This window comes from Acidovorax sp. Leaf73, assembly GCF_916855635.1.
GTDB lineage: Bacteria > Pseudomonadota > Gammaproteobacteria > Burkholderiales > Burkholderiaceae_C > Acidovorax > Acidovorax facilis.
This window is the reverse complement of record NZ_CAKASI010000009.1, coordinates 173,759-190,657: the sequence shown is the minus strand read 5'-3', so window position 1 is coordinate 190,657 and position 16,899 is coordinate 173,759. Positions and strand designations below refer to the sequence as shown.

Below are 16,899 nucleotides of genomic sequence, written 5' to 3'. Positions count from 1 at the left end.
CCCCATGCCGAACCGGCCCCGGCCCCACCACCTCCCTTGGCTGGCTTTGCTCTGGGCGTTGATGGTATGCCCCTGGGCGTGGGCAGGTAGCTCCCCCTTGCTGCTGAACGACGAGCGGGGAGCCATCGATGCATGGCCAGCCGTCACGCTACTGAGCGATCCCAGCCTTCAGCTTTCAGTGGAAGATGTACTGGCGCAGTCCGACAAGTTCGCCCCGCCCCCTAGCGTGGGCGCCACGTTGGGGGTGAGGCCCGATGCAGTCTGGCTGCGCATCCCGTTCGAAGTGGCCTCGACGTCTGACGCCCAGTGGATCCTGGATGTCAACCACTCCGACCTGAACCACATCGGCGTCTACCTCACGACCAGCGGCTATGTGGTCCAGCAAGCAACCCTGGGCAGCCTGCACCCTTACGCGCACCGTCCATTGCAAAGCCGATCCCACGCGCTCACGCTGAATCTGAGGCCCGGGTTGCAGTACGAACTGTTGGTGCGCATCCAGACCCGGGGGGCGATGATCCTGCCAATCTCGTTCTACAAGCCTGCAGCCATGCTCAGCAAGGCTGTCAACGAGCAAATGCTGCAGGGCGTATTGACCGGGCTGGCCCTGTGCCTGCTTGTGTACAGCGTGGGCCAGTGGCTGAGCCTGCGCGAGCCACTGTTCATCTACTACGCATTGCTCACATCCGGCAGCCTGCTGTTTTCGATGCACCTGTTCGGCGTGGGTCGGCAGTTCCTCTGGAGCGACAGCCTCTGGCATGAAGTCCACATGGGAGGGCTCTCTGCCTTGCTCGCCACCTGTGGTTCGTTCCTCTTCATCGGACAGGCCCTGTCGGAGCCCGACTCCAACAAACGCTTTCTGCGCTTCATGCGCTGTGGAGCGGCACTGTGTGTGCTCCTTGCACTGGCATACGGACTGGATGCCATCTCCACCCGCGCCATTGCAGCCATTGTGAGCATCCTGGGCCTTGTACCCGCCCTGATGGGCATCCCCGGTGCGGCACGCCGTGCGATCCGGGGTGATGGGGTTGGCACCAGCCTGCTGCTGGCCTGGTTGGTCTACTTCATTGCGACCGCGATCGTCATCGGCGTCATCAACGGCTGGGTACCGGTGAATTTCTGGACTTTGCATTCCTTCCAGTTTGGTGCAACGCTGGACATGCTGCTCTTCATGCGCGTGCTGGGCCTGCGCACCAAGGCATTGCGGCTGGAGGCGCTGGATGCCAACCGCGAGCGCGACGCGATGCACTCGCTGGCCCATACCGACCCCTTGACCGGCTTGCCCAATCGGCGTGGCCTGAGCATTGCCCTGGCCTCCGCCCTGCCCCACAGCGGCCCCAACAGCCTGCTGGCCGTGTACGTGATGGACCTCGATGGTTTCAAGCCCGTCAACGACCGGCACGGCCACGATGTGGGCGATGAACTGCTGATCGCCGTGACCCGTCGGCTGCAAGGCCATGTGCGCCAGAGTGACGTGGTAGCGCGCCTGGGCGGCGATGAATTTGTGGTGATGGCGGGCCACCTTGCCAGCAGCCAGCAAGCCCAGGAGCTGGGGCTCAAACTGCTGGAAGCTTTTCGCACCCCTTTCTCGCTGGGCGATCTACAGGTGGAAGTGGGATTGACCATCGGCTACGCGATTGCACCGGACGACAGCAACGACGCACTGGGCCTGCTGAAGCTGGCGGATGCGGCAATGTACAGCGGCAAGCAAGGGGGGAAATTCTGCCTTCGCCGCAACACCGGGGACCTGGCGCTGTCGTCGGCCTGAGCGCTACCAGTGCACACCGCACCCTGCGGCTGAGCCCCAAGGGCCATTCCGAACTGGTCAAACGGCCTGGCTTCCGTTAAACACGGGGCTTCGCGTTACCACCCAAGGATTGTTCACCATGGCCCATCGCAAAAGTCCCGCCCGCATTGCCAAAGACGCCCGCATTGCGCATTTTCAGTCGCTGGCTACACGCCAGGCCGCACCGAACGCGCCGGGCGCAACCCTGACCTGGGACGCCGTGGCTGCGCTGGAGGCCAAACTGGTGGGCCGCATCGTGCTGCCGTCCAGCCCCGACTACAACGCTGCACGGCAAGAATCCAACCCCGCGTTTCAGGCTTATCCCGAGATCATCGTCTACTGCGCCTGCGAACACGACGTGCTCGAATGCCTTGCCGTGGCCCGCACCTACAACCTGTGGGTGGCCGTGCGCTGCGGCGGGCATAGCACGGCAGGCTACTCCGTCAACAGCGGCATGGTGGTGGACCTGAGCGACCTGAAAGGCGTGGTGCTGGACCCACCCCGCGAACGCGTGCATGTGCTGCCGGGCACCGATTTCGACCATTTCAACGGCGCGATGAACCACACCGGCTGGCATGTGCCCACGGGAGCGTGCGGCAGCGTGTGCGTGGGGGGCTTCGTGCAGGGTGGCGGCTACGGCTATACGTCGCGGGCCTTCGGCATCCAGAGCGATCTGGTGGAATCGTTCCGGGTGGCGCTTGCCAACGGCAGCATCGTCACGGCCAGCGCGCAGGAGAAACCGGGGCTCTACTGGGCCATGCGCGGTGGCACGGGCGGCAACTTTGGTGTGTTGCTGCAGGTCACCTACCGCATGCACCGGCTGGACCAGGTGTGGGCCTGGGCCATCAGCTGGGACGCCGCGCATGCCGCCGAAGTCCTGACGACGATGCAAGCCCACTACATGAAAACCGGCGCACCCGATGCCCTAGGCTACATGATGAACCTGGGCTACCAGAACAGTACGCCGGTCTACATGGTGCAAGGCATGTTCTGCGGCACGCGCGATGAGGGCATGAAGGCCATTGCACGCCTCATGGCGATACCGAGCGCACAGCTGCTGGTGGACAAGACGGGCACCTACCCCGACATGAACATCTGGCTGGAAGACCACCCCTACACCTTGCCAGACAACCTGCCCGACGGCGTGGCGGAAACCAAGGCCTGCGGCTACATCAGCACGCCGCTGTCAACAGCCGACTGGCAACGCATCATCGATTACTTCAAGACCTCGCCCAACCCCTGGTCGCTGGCTTATCTGGAACCCTATGGCGGCGCCATCAACCGCTATCCCGTGGCCGACAGCGCTTTCATCCACCGCCATGTGGATGCCGACCTCGTGGTGGACGTGTTCTGGACCAATGACACCGAGCGGGCCCAGATGGAGGCCTGGCTCGATGGGTTCATGAACCTGGTCAAACCCTTCCTGAACGGCCACGTGTACCAGAACTATCCCGACGCAAGCCTGCAGGATTTTGCCCAGGCCTATTGGGGCCCTGCATACCCGCAGCTTCAGCAGATCAAGGCGCAGTACGACCCCGGGAACTTCTTCCACTTTCAGCAGAGCATCCGGCTGCCCAGCCTGTAGAGGAGGCGCCGCAGGCCAGCCTCCCTGGAGCTGTAGACCACAGCTCAGGAACGGGCCGTCTCCGCGTAATGGAGCCGGCCTTTGCCCGCGCGTTTGGCCGAGTACATCGCCTGGTCAGCGCGGTTCATCAGCGCGTCGATATCCCCCTCCAGGGGGGGATACACAGCCACGCCAATGCTGGCGCCGATGAAAAGGTCACGCCCTTCCACAACCATGGGCTGGTGCAATGCCTCGATGATGCGGTGGCCGATGGTGTCGGTCACATCGCGGGTGACATCGCGGTCGAGCATGACCAGGAATTCGTCGCCACCCAGGCGTGCCATGGTGTCGCCCGCACGCACCGTGCTGGCAATGCGTTGGGCCACAATGCGCAGCACTTCATCACCGGCGCGATGGCCTTCGGCGTCGTTCACCCCCTTGAACCCATCGAGGTCGATGAACAGCAAGGCCACAGACCCGGCATTGCATCGCGCCTGCGTCAGGGACTGTTCCAGACGGCTCTGAAAAGCCGCCCGATTGAGCAGGCCCGTGAGTGAATCGTGGTTGGCCAAATAGTGCTGCTGGCGGGCGATCTGGATCTTGGCCGAGACATCCTGGACCAGCGCCATGATCGATGTGACCTGCCCCTGGGCGTCGGTCAGTGCGGAGTTGAACCACTCGCAATGCACTTCGCTACCGTCCTCCCGCACAAAGCAGGTCTCCGCGCGGTTCTGGGACTCCTGCCCCGTCTGCAGGCGCTGTAGCGCACTCTGAAGCCCGTCGTCCTGAAGTGAGGGATCCACAAGTTCCGTCAGCAACCGCCCCTCCAGCCCCGCCACCTGCAGCCAGCCCATGAGCTGCACAGCGCGCTGCGAACAGTGCAGGAGCCTGAGGTTATGGTCCATCTCCAGCACCGCAAGCGGGCTGTTTTCCATGTGCGAGGAAAGCCGCTGGTTGGCTGCGCGCAGCGCATTCATGGTGACCTGCAGTTCATGAACGTCGAGCGCCGTGGTGATGAAGCCGTCCACCAGCCCCTGCCGGTTGTGCCAGGGGGTCAGGCAGATGGTGCGCCATTCATCAATGCCATACGGTGTGCGCAGAAGGCGCTGGTACTGCACCCGCTCGCCCTGCAGCACACGCTCGACGAAGGGCATGAATCGGGCGCAGTCGCTCTCACCATACACCTCGACAAGGGTTTTCCCCACCAACTGCTGGGGCACGGCGCCGAACCAGCGGGCGTATTCCTCGTTGACATAAATCATGGCCAGACTGCGGTCGATCACGGCCATGGTGGCACCCGCGCTGCGGGTGATCAGATCCAGCAATTCAGCCTTGGACCAGGAATCCTGATGGAAGGCTGTGGGGGGCTGCGACAACTCAGGCTCGTCTTGCATCATGCGGCGATAGCCCCGGCGGGGAGATGGTCATCGACAGAGGGGGCGATCCAACGCTGCACCTCCTTCACGGTGGCCGCTTTGCATCGCCCTGCTACAGGTAACAGTGTGTCAGCACCAGCTTATCACTTTCGGCCGATATGAGCCCCTGTGCAGGCAACCCGGGCCTTTCGCAAAGGCCAGCCCTCGCGCGGTGTTGCACGCTAGTCCACTGAAACCGAGTAATCGGCTGTGCGCCGAGGTGGCAGCGGGTGCAGCGCAAGGCGCGGGCTGCGGCCAAGGCTGGCCGCCTTGGCAAAGCCCGCAACGCCGCGATGCGCCTGCTTCCACCCCGGCCCGAAGGGTGAGGGCCTGGCAGGGCCGCCCTCGTCGTTGCCGTGCTCGCCGGGTATGCAACCCGCCTGCGCCCGCCGCCTAGAGGGCGGCCCTGCCAGACCCTCACGCACAGCCGATTTCTCGGTTTCAGTGGACTAACGGCAGCAGCGGTATGCCAGGCCGACGGACACGGAATACCCTGTGGGCTCGACGGTGAGCGGGCTGCGGCGGGCGTCGCCCTTGAGCTGCGATACACGCGCCGCACCCAGAATCACCCAGTGGCGATTGATGGCCGACATGACCTCCACCCCGGCATCCACGCTGTACAGGCCTGCGCCCGGATCAAAGGCAGGCAAGGTCCCGGAACCACCCGCAGGCACACCAAAATGACCGCGCAGATAGGTGCGATCCCCAAAGCTCGCGCCTGCGCCGAAAGTGACTTTGGTCTGCTCGGTCACGGGCCAGGTATAGCCCACGCTGGTGGACAACTGCGCGCCGCCGTCGCGCCCCAGAATGTCCTGCGAAAGCCCGGCGCCCACAGACCACCGTGGCGTCAGCGCATACCCAGCGCTCACCCGCGCGCGCAGCGTGGACCGGACCGAGGGCAACCCCACCAGGATCGGTGCGTCCGAGCCGTCACGGCCTTTGTCGATGCGCAGCGAGGCGCTCAGGTTGAATTGATCTCCCTGCGCCAGCGTGGCACTGGCACCCGATTCGCGCGGACCCAGCCCATGCCCCATGAAGGCGCTGCCACGCGAGGTACTGAGCCTGAAGCGTCCATATTCGATGGCCCATGCGGGCCGCAAGCTGTTCTTGCGCCCATCACCGCCCGCGTAGTCCGGGCTGGAGCCCACGATGGCGCCCAGCGCGTAGTTGAACAACGGTTTGGGCGGCTCTTCGGCTGCAGGCGCATCCGCTGCGTGCGCCGCCGGCCAGGAGCACAGGCAGGCCAGCAACGAAGCACAAGAAACCAGGGGTGCAATGGGGGCAAAACGGCTCATGGGTGGATTATCAGTCCGCCCACTGCACCCATCCAGTCCATGCGGTCACCAGAACAACGATGCCAAACACGATGCGGTAGTACGCAAACGGTACAAAGCTATGGGTACTGATGTAGCGCAACAACCAGCGCACACACAGCCAGGCGCTCAGGAACGAAAAGACCAGCCCGGTGACGAACATGGGCAGATCGGCCACCGACAGCAGCGCGCGCTCCTTGTACAGGCTGTACACCCCCGCGCCAATGAGCGTGGGAATGGCCAGAAAGAACGAAAAATCGGTGGCTGCCTTGCGCGACAGGCCCAGCAGCATGCCCCCGATGATGGTGGAGCCACTGCGGCTGGTGCCCGGCACCATGGCGAGACACTGCACCAGGCCCACCTTGAGGGCGTCCAGCGGCGTCATGTCATCCACCGACTGGATGCGGGTGGCCGCAGGAGATCGGCGCTCTGCCCACAAAATGATGAAGCCCCCAATGATGAAGGTGCTGGCCACCACCACAGGGGTAAACAGATGGGCCTTGATGGCTTTGCCAAACAACAGGCCCAGCACCACAGCGGGCAAAAACCCGATGAGCACATTGAGTACAAACCGCTGCGCCTGCCGCTGCGTGGGCAAGGCCACCAGCGTGGCGCGGATCTTCTGCCAATACACCAGGATCACCGCAAAGATGGCACCGGTCTGGATGGCAATGTCAAACACCTTGGCCTTGGCATCATCAAATCCCAGCAGAGAGCCCGCCAGGATCAGGTGCCCCGTGGAAGAAATGGGCAGGAACTCCGTCAGGCCTTCGACCACGCCCATGATGGCAGCCTTGACCAGCAATACAACGTCCACGCACACTCCTTGAGAAAATTTGAATCAAACAAGGCTCTACCGCTTATCTATCAAGCGCTAGCAGCTATCAAAACAGGAGTATATGCCGAGCAGCCCCGCGCAGCCTTCAGGCGGGGGGCTGCCACGGCGCCTGCCACCCGCCCCCCAGCGCCTGCACCAGCGCCACCACGGCCAGCTGGCGGTTGACCTGCAGCTGCAGCAGGGCTCGCTGGGCAGACAGCGCTGACACTTGCGCGGTCACCACCTCGGTGTAGCCCACCTGGCCTTCGCGATAGCGGTTGAGCAGCTGCTGCGCCGTGCGTTCGGCGGCCGATACGGCCTCGCGCCGCAGGGGCTCCTGTTCTCGCAGGGTACGCAGCACGGTGAGCTGGTCTTCCACGCTCTGGAAGGCCGTCAGCACGGTCTGGCGGTAGACGGCCACACGGGCATCGCGTGCAGCCTGCGCCTCCTCCACGCGGGCGGCGGTGGCACCTGCATCAAACACAGTCTGTGCAATGGACAGCCCCAGCGACCACACACTGCCCGACGCCTTGAACAGATCCGCCACGCTGCTGCCACCGCTGCCGAGGGTGGCGCCCAGGCTCAGGCTGGGAAAGTACGCCGCGCGCTGGATGCCGATCTGCGCGTTGGCAGCGGCCACGGCCCGCTCTGCCGACGCGATGTCGGGGCGGCGCTGCAGCAGGGTTGAGGGGACGCCTGGTGGCACCTCGGGCACTTGGGCCACCCACGGCGCACTGGGCACGACAAAGTCGGAGGGCGCCTGCCCCGTCAGCACCGCCAGCGCGTGCTCGAACCGCGCCCGGTTCTGGCGCGCGGTGGCCAGGTCGGCCCGCGCGTTTGCCAGTTGGGTCTGCGCCTGCAGCACATCGGTCTGGGCCACCACTCCGGCGGAATAACGATTCCTGGCGATCTGCAGGCTGCGCTCGTAGCCCTCCACCGTGGCCTGCAGCAGCCCGATTTCCGCATCGGCCTCGCGCAACTGGAAATAGGCAGAGGCCAGGCTGCCCACGGCGGACAGGCGGGCCGACGCAAGGTCGGCCTCGCTGGCTTGCGCACTGGCCTGGGCATTGTTGACGCCGCTTTCGAGCCGCCCCCACAGGTCCGGGGCCCAGTCCACCCCCAACGAGGCTTGGGTCGTGGTGCCGGACCGGCTGGTGCCCTCGCCACCCGAACGCGTGGCACCGCCCGACAGGCTGACGGAAGGCAGCAGCCCCGCGCGCTGCTGCCGCACCACGGCCTGCGCCTGGGCATAGGCAGCCACTGCTGCGGCAATGTTCTGGTTGGATAGCTGCACCTGCTCCGCCAGCCGGTTCAGCTCGGCGTCTCCGAACAGCTCCCACCAGGGTCCACGGTCCAGCGCGTCGGCAGGCGCGGCTGGCGCCCAGGTGGCGCCCGCCTCCTTGAACGTGGCCGGCACTGGCATCTCGGGGCGCTGGTACGGCGGAGTGACGGAGCAGGCAGACAGCAGCGTCAGCGCGAGCCCGAGGCTGGCCCAGCGTGCGGCGCGTACACCCGGTGCGAGGGGGATGATGGGACGGGTCATGGTGCGCAATCAGACAGCGGCACCGGGGGATCCGGCGCGGCTGAGTTGTTGTTCGTTGGGTGCGGGCTTGCGCAGCTTGTCGAGCAGCACATACACCACCGGCGTCGTCAGCAAGGTGAGCAACTGGCTCGCGATGAGCCCGCCGATGATCGCCACGCCCAGCGGCTGGCGCAGCTCCGAGCCCTGCCCGAAGCCGATGGCCAGCGGCAGTGCGCCCAGTGCAGCAGCCATCGTGGTCATCAGGATGGGGCGAAACCGCAGCAGGCAGGCTTCGCGCACGGCCTCCAGGGCCGTGAGCCCGCGCGCGCGCTCGGCGTCCAGCGCAAAGTCGATGATCATGATCGCGTTCTTCTTGACGATGCCGATCAGCAGGAACACGCCGATGAGCGCAATGATGGTGAACTGCATATTGAACAGCAGCAGCGCCAGCACGGCGCCCACCCCCGCCGACGGCAGCGTGGTCAGCACCGTGATCGGGTGGATCAGGCTTTCATACAGAACACCCAGCACGATGTAAATCACCACGATGGCGGTGAGGATCAGGAACAGCTGTTGCCCCTGCGACTGCTGGGCGCTGAGCGCCGTGCCCTGGAAGCTGCCGCGCACGTTGGTGGGCATGGCAATGTCGGCCTCGGCCTGCTCGATGACCTGGCGCGCCTGCGCCAGCGAGGTCCCGGGGTCGATGTTGAACGAGATGGTGGTGGCCAGCTCGCCATCCTGGTGGCTGATGGACGTGGGTGAGGCCCGCTCCACCACGCGCGCCACGGCGCTCAGCGGCACCATGGTCGATGCCGCAGTGCTGATGACATTGCCCGTGGACGCACCGCGCTGGCCCGGGTTGGCGGCCGTACCCGTGGCACCGGTCGGGTTGCTGGCCACGTAGATATCTTTCAGGGCCGGCGGGCCCCGGGTGTACTCCGGCGCCCACTCCATGATGACGGCGTACTGGTTGAGTTCGCCATAGATCGTAGCCACCGAACGCTGGCCGAAGGCGTTGTACAGCGCGTTGTCGATGGCCGAGGCGCTCACGCCCAGGCGCGAAGCGCTGTCGCGGTCCACCTCCACATAGGTCTCCACGCCGTTTTCCGCCTGGTCGGTGTCCACGTCCTTGAGCAGGCTTTCGTCCTTGAGCCGGTCGGCCAGCTTGCCCGCCCATTGCTTGAGGTCCGCCATGTTGTCGCTCTTGAGCGTGTACTGGTAGGTGGAGTTGCTGGAGCGCCCGCCCATGCGCAGGTCCTGCACGGGGTTCAGAAACACCCTGAGGCCGGTGATCTGGTTGAGCTGCGGCCGCAGCCGCGCAATGACGGCCGGTGTGCTGTCCGTGCGCTGCTTCAAAGGCTTGAGGTTCACAAACATGAACCCACCCCCGGCCCGGCTGCCACCCGAGAAGCCGACGACGGTGTCCACCGCTGGGTCCTTGCGGATGATCTCCACGGCCTGGCGCAGCTTGCGCGCCAGGGCTTCGGACGAAATGCTCTGGTCGGCCCTGAGGCCCGCGTTGAGCTGGCCGTTGTCCTGCTCGGGGAAGTACCCTTTAGGGATCTTCGCGAACAAGTACACGTTGAGCCCGATCACCGCCAGCAGGATGAGCACCACCAGGCCTTTGCTGGCCAGGGCCCAGTCCAGGCTGTGTCCATACCCGCGCAGCACGCCCTGGTAGCCGCGCTCTGCCCACCGCGCCAGGCGCGACGGGGGCTTGTCGCTGGCCGGGTCGTGCGCCCGCAGCAGCCACGCACACATCATGGGCGTGGTGGTGAGCGAGATCACCAGCGAAATCATCACTGCCGCTGACAACGTGATGGCGAATTCGCGGAACAGCCGCCCCACCTGGCCGTCCATGAACAGCAGCGGAATGAACACCGCCACCAGCGACAGGCTGATGGACAGCACGGTGAAGCCCACCTCCCGCGCACCCTGCAGCGCGGCCTGCATGCGGTCCATGCCGGCCTCGATGTGGCGCATGGTGTTTTCCAGCACCACGATGGCATCGTCCACCACAAAACCTGTGGCCACGGTCAGCGCCATCAGGCTCAGGTTGTTCAGGCTGAAGCCCAGGAAGTACATCACGCCGAAGGTTCCCAGCAGCGACACCACAGTGGCCACCGCCGGGATCACCGTGGCCCGCGCCTTGCGCAGGAAGAGGCCCACCACCAGCACCACGAGGGCAATGGAGACCATCAGGGTCAGCTCGATTTCATGCAGGGACGAACGGATGGAGTTGGTGCTGTCCGACGCCACGGCCACCTGGATGTCCTGCGGCAGCTGGGCCTGCAGGTCGGGCAACAGCGCGCGCACGGCATCCACCGTTTCGATGATGTTGGCACCCGGCTGGCGCGTGACCAGCACGATGATGGCGGGATCGCCGTTGAACAGCCCCACGGTGCGGCGGTTTTCCACCCCGTCCACCACGCGCGCCACATCCCCCAGCCGCACGGCGGCATTGTTGCGCCAGGCGACGATGAGCGATTCGTACTCTGCCGCCTTGCGCGCGGGCGATGGTGTATAGATCTGCAGGCGGCGCCCGTCGCCTTCGATGGCGCCCTTGGGCCGGTTGGCGTTGGAGGCCTGGATGGCAGCGCGCACGTCTTCGGTGCTGATGCCGTAGCGGTTGAGCGCAAAGGGCAGCAGCTCCACCCGCACGGCGGGCAGCGAGCCACCGCCAATCTCCACCTCGCCCACACCATCCACCTGCGACAGGCGCTGGCTCACCACGTTGGAGACGGCATCGTAGATCTCACCCGGCGTGCGCGTCTTGGAGGTCAGCGCCAGAATGATGACGGGTGATGCCGCCGAGTTGCGCTTGCGATACGTGGGGTTGCTGCGCAGCGTGGCGGGCAGGTCGGCCCGCGCCGCGTTGATGGCGGCCTGCACCTCGCGCGCGGCCGCGTCGATATTGCGGTTCAGGTCGAACTGCAGGCTCACACGCGCCGATCCGTTGGAGCTGGTCGAGGTCATTTCGTTGACCCCGGCAATCACCCCCAGCCGCCGCTCCAGAGGGGTGGCCACGCTGGTTGCCATGGTTTCGGGGCTGGCGCCCGCCAGGCTGGCCGAGACCGAAATGGCCGGATAGTCCACCTGCGGCAAAGGCGATACGGGCAGCACAAAAAATGCGGCGATCCCCGCCAGTGCCACGCCAATGGTCAGCAGCACGGTGGCTACCGGCCGCTCGACGAAGGGGCGCGAGAGATTCACGACACCTCCCCGGCCTGGACCGGCGCCGCCGCCGTGCCCCGGCCCGTCCAGCGGCGGCCCAGCCGGTCAAACGCCAAGTAGATCACCGGCGTGGTGAAAAGGGTGAGCATCTGGCTCAGGATCAGGCCGCCAAAAATCGCCAGCCCCAGGGGCCGGCGCAGTTCCGCGCCCTCGCCCCAGCCCAGCATCAGCGGCAGCGCGGCAAACAGCGCCGCCAGCGTGGTCATGAGGATGGGGCGAAAGCGCAGCAGCGCGGCCTGGTGGATGGCCTGCTGCGGCCCCATGCCCTGGTGGCGCTCGGCGTCGATGGCGAAGTCGATCATCATGATCGCGTTCTTCTTGACGATGCCGATCAGCAGGATGATGCCGATGATGCCGATCACCCCCAGGTCGTTGCCCGACACCATGAGCGCCAGCAGCGCCCCCACCCCGGCGGAAGGCAGGGTGGAGAGGATCGTGACCGGGTGGATATAGCTCTCGTACAGCACGCCGAGCACGATGTACACGCACACCATGGCCGCCAGAATGAGCCACAGCTGGCTCGACAACGATTTTTCGTAAGCCCCGGCAGCCCCCAGGAACTCCATCGACAAGCCCTGCGGCATCCCGATTTCCTTCGCGGCAGCGCGGATGGCGTCCACCGCACTGCCCAAGGACACGCCTTCGGCCTTGTCAAACCCCAGCGTTGCCGCCGGGTACTGGGCCACGCGCGTGATCTGCAGCGGCGCCAGTTGCTCGCGGATGGTGGCCACAGCCGCCAGCGGCGTGGGCGTGCCGGAGCCTGTGCGCAGCTGCAAGGTGCCCAGGGCCTCGGGCGTGTTCATGCCTTCCTGCTGGGCTTCCAGGATCACGCGGTACTGGTTGGTCTCGGTGAAAATGGTGGACACGATGCGCTGGCCAAACGCGCTGTAGAGCGTGTCGTCCACGCTGCTGGCCGTGACCGACAGGCGGGATGCCGTGTTGCGGTCAATGTCCACAAAGGCCGACAGGCCCTGCGCGCCCGCATCGGTCGTGGCGTTGCGCACCTTGGGCTCGCGCTGCAGTCGCTCGGCGAGCTTGCGGGTCCAGTCGTTGACCTGCGCGGCATCCACACCGCCAATCGACACGCGGTACTCGGTGGGGCCGGTTTCCGCATCGATCGTCAGATCCTGCGTGGGCTGCAGGTACAGCGTGACACCCGCCACCGACCGCACACGCTCGCGCAGCCGCTGCATGATGGCTTCCTGCCCGTCGCGGTCAGGCTTGAGATTGATCAGCATGCGCCCGGCATTGAGCATGGTGTTGTTGGCCGCATCCACACCCACAAACGAGCTGAGCGACAACACGTCGGGGTCTTGCAAGATGGCGCGTACGGCGGCTTGCTGGAGTTCACTCATGCGGGCGTACGAGACATCCTGCGACGCCTCGACGCGCGCCTGCAGTTGCCCGGTGTCCTGCGTGGGAAAAAGCCCCTTCGGGATCACCACATACAAGAGCGCCGTGAGGGCCAGCGTCATCACCGCCACCAACAGCGTGGCGCCCTGGTGGCGCAGCACCCACTGCAGCCAGCGGTCATAGCCGCCAATCACCCGCTCGAAACCCCGGTTGATACGGCCCGCCACGCCCTTCGGGCCCCCAGCGGGCTCGGCGCGCAGCCAGCGCGCAGCCATCATGGGCACAAGGGTGAGCGACACCACGCCCGAGATGAGAATGGTGATGGCCAGCGTGACCGCGAACTCGCGAAAAAGCCGGCCGACCACATCGCTCATGAAGAGCAGCGGGATCAGCACCGCGATCAGCGACACCGTGAGCGAGATGATGGTGAAGCCAATCTGCGTCGCGCCCTTGAGCGCCGCCTGGAACGGCGGCTCGCCCTCCTCCAGGTAGCGCGCGATGTTCTCGATCATCACGATGGCATCGTCCACCACAAAGCCGGTGGCAATCGTCAGCGCCATCAGGCTCAGGTTGTTGAGGCTGTAGCCCAGCAGGTACATCACCCCGCAGGTGCCAATGAGCGAAATGGGCACTGCCAGGCTGGCAATCACCGTGGCCCGCAGGCTGTGCAGAAAGAAGAAGATCACCAGCACCACCATGAGCACGGCCAGCACCAGTTCCAGCTCCACATGGTGGACCGAGCCCCGGATGCCCGTGGTGCGGTCCGACAGCACCTGCACCTTGAGCGATGCGGGCAGGCCCGCCTGCAGCTCGGGCAACAGCTTCTTGATGTTGTCCACCGTGGCGATCACGTTGGCGCCCGGCTGGCGCTGCACGTTGAGGATGATCGCTGGAGTGATGGAAGCCCCCACGCTCCCCACTTCGTGTGGTTCGCTGCCCCCCGAGGGCGCGTCCGCTTGCTGGGGTCGGCCCGGCGCGGCGCGGAGGGGGTCGTTGACCCCCGCCCACGCACCCAGCCGGTTGTTCTCCGCACTCTCCACCACACGCGCCACCTCCAGCATGCGCACCGGCGCACCGTTGCGCCACGACACGATGAGGTTCTTGTAGTCGTCCACCGTCAGCAATTGGTCGTTGGCATTGATGGTGTACGAGCGCTGCGGGCCGTCAAAGCTCCCCTTGGCACTGTTGGCGTTGGCCGACGTGATGGCCGTGCGCAGGGTATCGAGGCCAATGCCGTACGACGCCAGCGCCTTGGTGTCGGCCTGGATGCGCACGGCAGGCCGCTGCCCACCCGCCAGCGACACCAGCCCCACACCGGAAACCTGGCTGATCTTCTGCGCCAGGCGCGTGTTCACCAGGTTCTGCACTTCGGTGAGCGGCAGCGTGTCAGAGCTGATGGCCAGCGTGAGCACCGGCGCGTCGGCAGGGTTCACCTTGGCGTACACCGGCGGTGCGGGCAGGTCTGCGGGCAGCAGCGAATTGCCCGCGTTGATGGCCGCCTGCACCTCCTGCTCGGCCACATCCAGCGCCAGCCCCAGGCCAAACTGCAGCGTGATGATGGACACCCCCGAGGCGCTGGTGGACGCCATGCGCGTGAGCCCGGGCATCTGGCCAAACTGGCGCTCCAGCGGCGCACTCACCGTGCGGCTCATGACCTCGGGGCTGGCACCCGGGTACAGGGTCTGCACCTGGATGGTGGGGTAGTCCACCTCGGGCAAGGCCGACAGCGGCAGAAAGCGGAACCCCACCAGCCCTGCCAGCACGATGGCAATCATCAGCAGCGCAGTGGCCACGGGCCTTTCAATGAATGGACGTGAAGGACTCATGTTGTCGTGTCGCGCTCAGGGATTCTGAGGAGGACGCTGGCGGCGCTGGCCACCTTCTCCACGCTCCCCTCGCGGCCCGCTGGCCCCCGCACGCGGTGCACGGGCGGCCGGCGCACCCGGCAGCTGCACGGCCATGCCATCCTGCAAGCGGTCCCCGCCCTCGGTCACCACACGTTCGCCTTCCTTCAGGCCTTCGGTGATCGCCATCAGCCCCACCGTGGCCTGACCGCGCTTGACCTTGCGCAGCGACACCGTGCGGTCTTCGTTGATGACATAGACGTAGTCGCCATTGGCGCCAGTGCGCACGGCAGTCACCGGCACCACCAGCGCAGGCACATTGCGCAGCAGCAGCTGCACGTTCACAAACTGGTTGGGAAACAGCGTACCCGCCGCGTTCTCGAACCGAGCCTTGGCCTTGACGGTGCCGGTAGTGGTGTCGACCTGGTTGTCCAGCGTAGAGAAACGCCCCTTGTCGAGTTCGGCCTTGCGCGTGCGGTCCAGCGCCGTCACGGCCAGGGCGTCCGCTGCGCCCTGCGCTGCCTGGATGTCGGCCACGCGGTCCTGCGGCACCGAGAACTGCACGTCGATGGGCGCCACCTGCGTGATGGTGGCCAGGCCCGCCGTGTCGCCCGAGGTCACGTAGTTGCCCGCATCCACGGTGCGAAGACCGATGCGCCCCGACGCGGGCGCGGTGATGCGGGTGTAGTCCAGGTTCAGGCGCGCCGTGCCCTCCTGGGCCTTGTCGGTCATCACCGTGCCTTCGAGTTGCTTGACCAGCGCGGCCTGCGTATCCACGTCCTGGCGGGCGATGGAGTCTTGCGACAGCAATGTGCGGTAGCGCTCCAGCGTGAGGCGCGCGTTCTCCAGCTGCGCCTCGTCGCGCTGGCGGGTGCCCTGGGCCTGCATCAGCGCCTGCTCGAAGGGTCGGGGGTCGATCTGCGCCAGCAACTGCCCTTTTTTGACCATCTGCCCCTCGGTGAACAGCACCTGGGTCAGCATGCCCGACACCTGGGGCCGCAGCGTGACCGTGGTGGCGGGGATCACGGTGCCCAGCGCATCGATGATCACCGGCAGTTCAGCCTTGCGCACCACGGCATCCCCCACCGTGACCATGGGGCGCCCGCCCCCCGGAAAGCCCGGACCACCGCTGGATTCACCATTGGCCCGCTGGATGAGATACCACGCCGCCCCTCCTACCAGCCCCACCAACACCAGCGCCAGCAGGCTTCCTACCCATCGGGATCGGCGTGGCGGTTTGCCGGGGGGAGCGGGAGGAATGGCCGATGGCGGGGGCGCGTTGACTTCTTGGGGGTTCATGGCGGTCTTGATTCGTGTTCTCGGGGTGCGTGCAGGGCGGGTGTCAGCACGGTCAACCGTACCGGATCGTAGAGGCTCAGTTCACGCGTTGCTTTGAACGCTGTGCGAAGAAAAGTAAACCTTGGGGTCAAAGCAATTCGTAGGGAAGGCACATCCACCAACGGGCCGACCACCAAAAATGCCCCGCAAGTCACGCCGCGCTCCTGCATTTCGCGGCGGCCCTGGCGCATTTCGTCGCAAGCCGCTGGCAGCGACGGGGCGGTGTCGGCACAGTCCGCTCCATTGAAGAACGAGCCCGGAGCCACACCATGCAACTCACCCCCGTCATCGCCATCCACCTCGCCGCAGCGCTCGCCGCGACCGCCATCGGCCCCATCGCCCTGTGGGCCCGCAAGGGTGCCACCCAACGCCCGCGCCTGCACCGCGCCGCCGGGTATGCCTGGGTAACCCTGATGGTGGCCACAGCCGTGTCGGCCATTTTCATCAGTGGGGGCCCGGGCCCGCGATGGGGCAGCTTCGGGCTGATCCACCTGCTGATACCGGTCACGCTGGGGATGCTGGTGCTGTCTTTTGTCTTCCTGGCCCGGCGCAACATCGACGGGCATCGCAAAACCATGCAGCGCGTCTACATCGGCGCCTGCGTGGTGGCCGGTGGCTTCACTCTGCTGCCTGATCGCTTTCTCGGCCATTCGCTCTGGTCGGCACTGGGCGTGATCTGACCCTGCCGTTCCCTCTCCATCTGCCCTTTCCACTCA

The 16,899-nt window shown here is 65.8% G+C and carries 10 protein-coding genes; 3 read left to right on the top strand and 7 right to left on the bottom strand.

Annotated features, from left to right (window positions below):
• Nucleotides 1-97: 97 nt before the first annotated feature.
• Nucleotides 98-1,765 (top strand): diguanylate cyclase, encoded by a 1,668-nt coding sequence (locus tag LPA35_RS25460; RefSeq protein WP_228900046.1) that lies wholly within the window; start codon nt 98-100, stop codon nt 1,763-1,765.
• Nucleotides 1,766-1,883: 118 nt separating this feature from the next.
• Nucleotides 1,884-3,368, top strand: a complete 1,485-nt coding sequence (locus LPA35_RS25455) for an FAD-binding oxidoreductase (RefSeq protein WP_228900043.1) — start codon at nt 1,884-1,886, stop codon at nt 3,366-3,368.
• A gap of 44 nt (nt 3,369-3,412) precedes the next feature.
• Here the strand turns inward: LPA35_RS25455 and LPA35_RS25450 are convergent, their stop codons facing one another.
• The 7 genes from LPA35_RS25450 to LPA35_RS25420 all read right to left on the bottom strand — a co-directional run bounded on the left by LPA35_RS25450 (nt 3,413) and on the right by LPA35_RS25420 (nt 16,144).
• Nucleotides 3,413-4,744: a diguanylate cyclase domain-containing protein gene (locus LPA35_RS25450; protein ID WP_228900039.1), complete on the bottom strand. Its 1,332-nt coding sequence runs from the start codon at nt 4,742-4,744 to the stop codon at nt 3,413-3,415.
• A gap of 467 nt (nt 4,745-5,211) precedes the next feature.
• On the bottom strand, nt 5,212-6,057 hold the full coding sequence (locus tag LPA35_RS25445; protein WP_228900037.1) for a MipA/OmpV family protein: 846 nt from the start codon (nt 6,055-6,057) through the stop codon (nt 5,212-5,214).
• 10 nt (nt 6,058-6,067) lie between these two features.
• On the bottom strand, nt 6,068-6,892 hold the full coding sequence (locus LPA35_RS25440; protein WP_228900034.1) for an undecaprenyl-diphosphate phosphatase: 825 nt from the start codon (nt 6,890-6,892) through the stop codon (nt 6,068-6,070).
• A gap of 106 nt (nt 6,893-6,998) precedes the next feature.
• Entirely contained in the window at nt 6,999-8,435 is a 1,437-nt protein-coding gene (locus LPA35_RS25435; RefSeq protein WP_228900032.1) for an efflux transporter outer membrane subunit, read from the bottom strand.
• Between the two features lie 9 nt (nt 8,436-8,444).
• On the bottom strand, nt 8,445-11,627 hold the full coding sequence (locus LPA35_RS25430) for an efflux RND transporter permease subunit (protein WP_228900030.1): 3,183 nt from the start codon (nt 11,625-11,627) through the stop codon (nt 8,445-8,447).
• Nucleotides 11,624-14,827: an efflux RND transporter permease subunit gene (locus tag LPA35_RS25425; protein ID WP_228900027.1), complete on the bottom strand. Its 3,204-nt coding sequence runs from the start codon at nt 14,825-14,827 to the stop codon at nt 11,624-11,626. Before LPA35_RS25425 ends, LPA35_RS25430 begins: the two co-directional genes overlap by 4 nt.
• Nucleotides 14,828-14,842: 15 nt before the next feature.
• The gene (locus LPA35_RS25420) at nt 14,843-16,144 is read right to left on the bottom strand and encodes an efflux RND transporter periplasmic adaptor subunit (RefSeq protein WP_228900024.1); all 1,302 of its coding nucleotides are present in this window, start codon (nt 16,142-16,144) and stop codon (nt 14,843-14,845) included.
• Between the two features lie 308 nt (nt 16,145-16,452).
• Here LPA35_RS25420 and LPA35_RS25415 point away from each other — a divergent pair, with 308 nt between their 5' ends.
• A complete protein-coding gene (locus LPA35_RS25415) occupies nt 16,453-16,863 on the top strand; it encodes a DUF2306 domain-containing protein (RefSeq protein ID WP_121419366.1) in 411 nt (136 codons plus the stop codon).
• Nucleotides 16,864-16,899 lie beyond the last annotated feature (36 nt).

What these genes read in the sequence shown, in the direction of transcription:
- LPA35_RS25445 (WP_228900037.1), bottom strand. Translation starts at nt 6,057, where the DNA reads ATGAGCCGTTTTGCCCCCATTGCACCCCTGGTTTCTTGTGCTTCGTTG.
- LPA35_RS25425 (WP_228900027.1), bottom strand. Translation starts at nt 14,827, where the DNA reads ATGAGTCCTTCACGTCCATTCATTGAAAGGCCCGTGGCCACTGCGCTG.
- LPA35_RS25435 (WP_228900032.1), bottom strand. Translation starts at nt 8,435, where the DNA reads ATGACCCGTCCCATCATCCCCCTCGCACCGGGTGTACGCGCCGCACGC.
- LPA35_RS25450 (WP_228900039.1), bottom strand. Translation starts at nt 4,744, where the DNA reads ATGATGCAAGACGAGCCTGAGTTGTCGCAGCCCCCCACAGCCTTCCAT.
- LPA35_RS25420 (WP_228900024.1), bottom strand. Translation starts at nt 16,144, where the DNA reads ATGAACCCCCAAGAAGTCAACGCGCCCCCGCCATCGGCCATTCCTCCC.
- LPA35_RS25415 (WP_121419366.1), top strand. Translation starts at nt 16,453, where the DNA reads ATGCAACTCACCCCCGTCATCGCCATCCACCTCGCCGCAGCGCTCGCC.
- LPA35_RS25455 (WP_228900043.1), top strand. Translation starts at nt 1,884, where the DNA reads ATGGCCCATCGCAAAAGTCCCGCCCGCATTGCCAAAGACGCCCGCATT.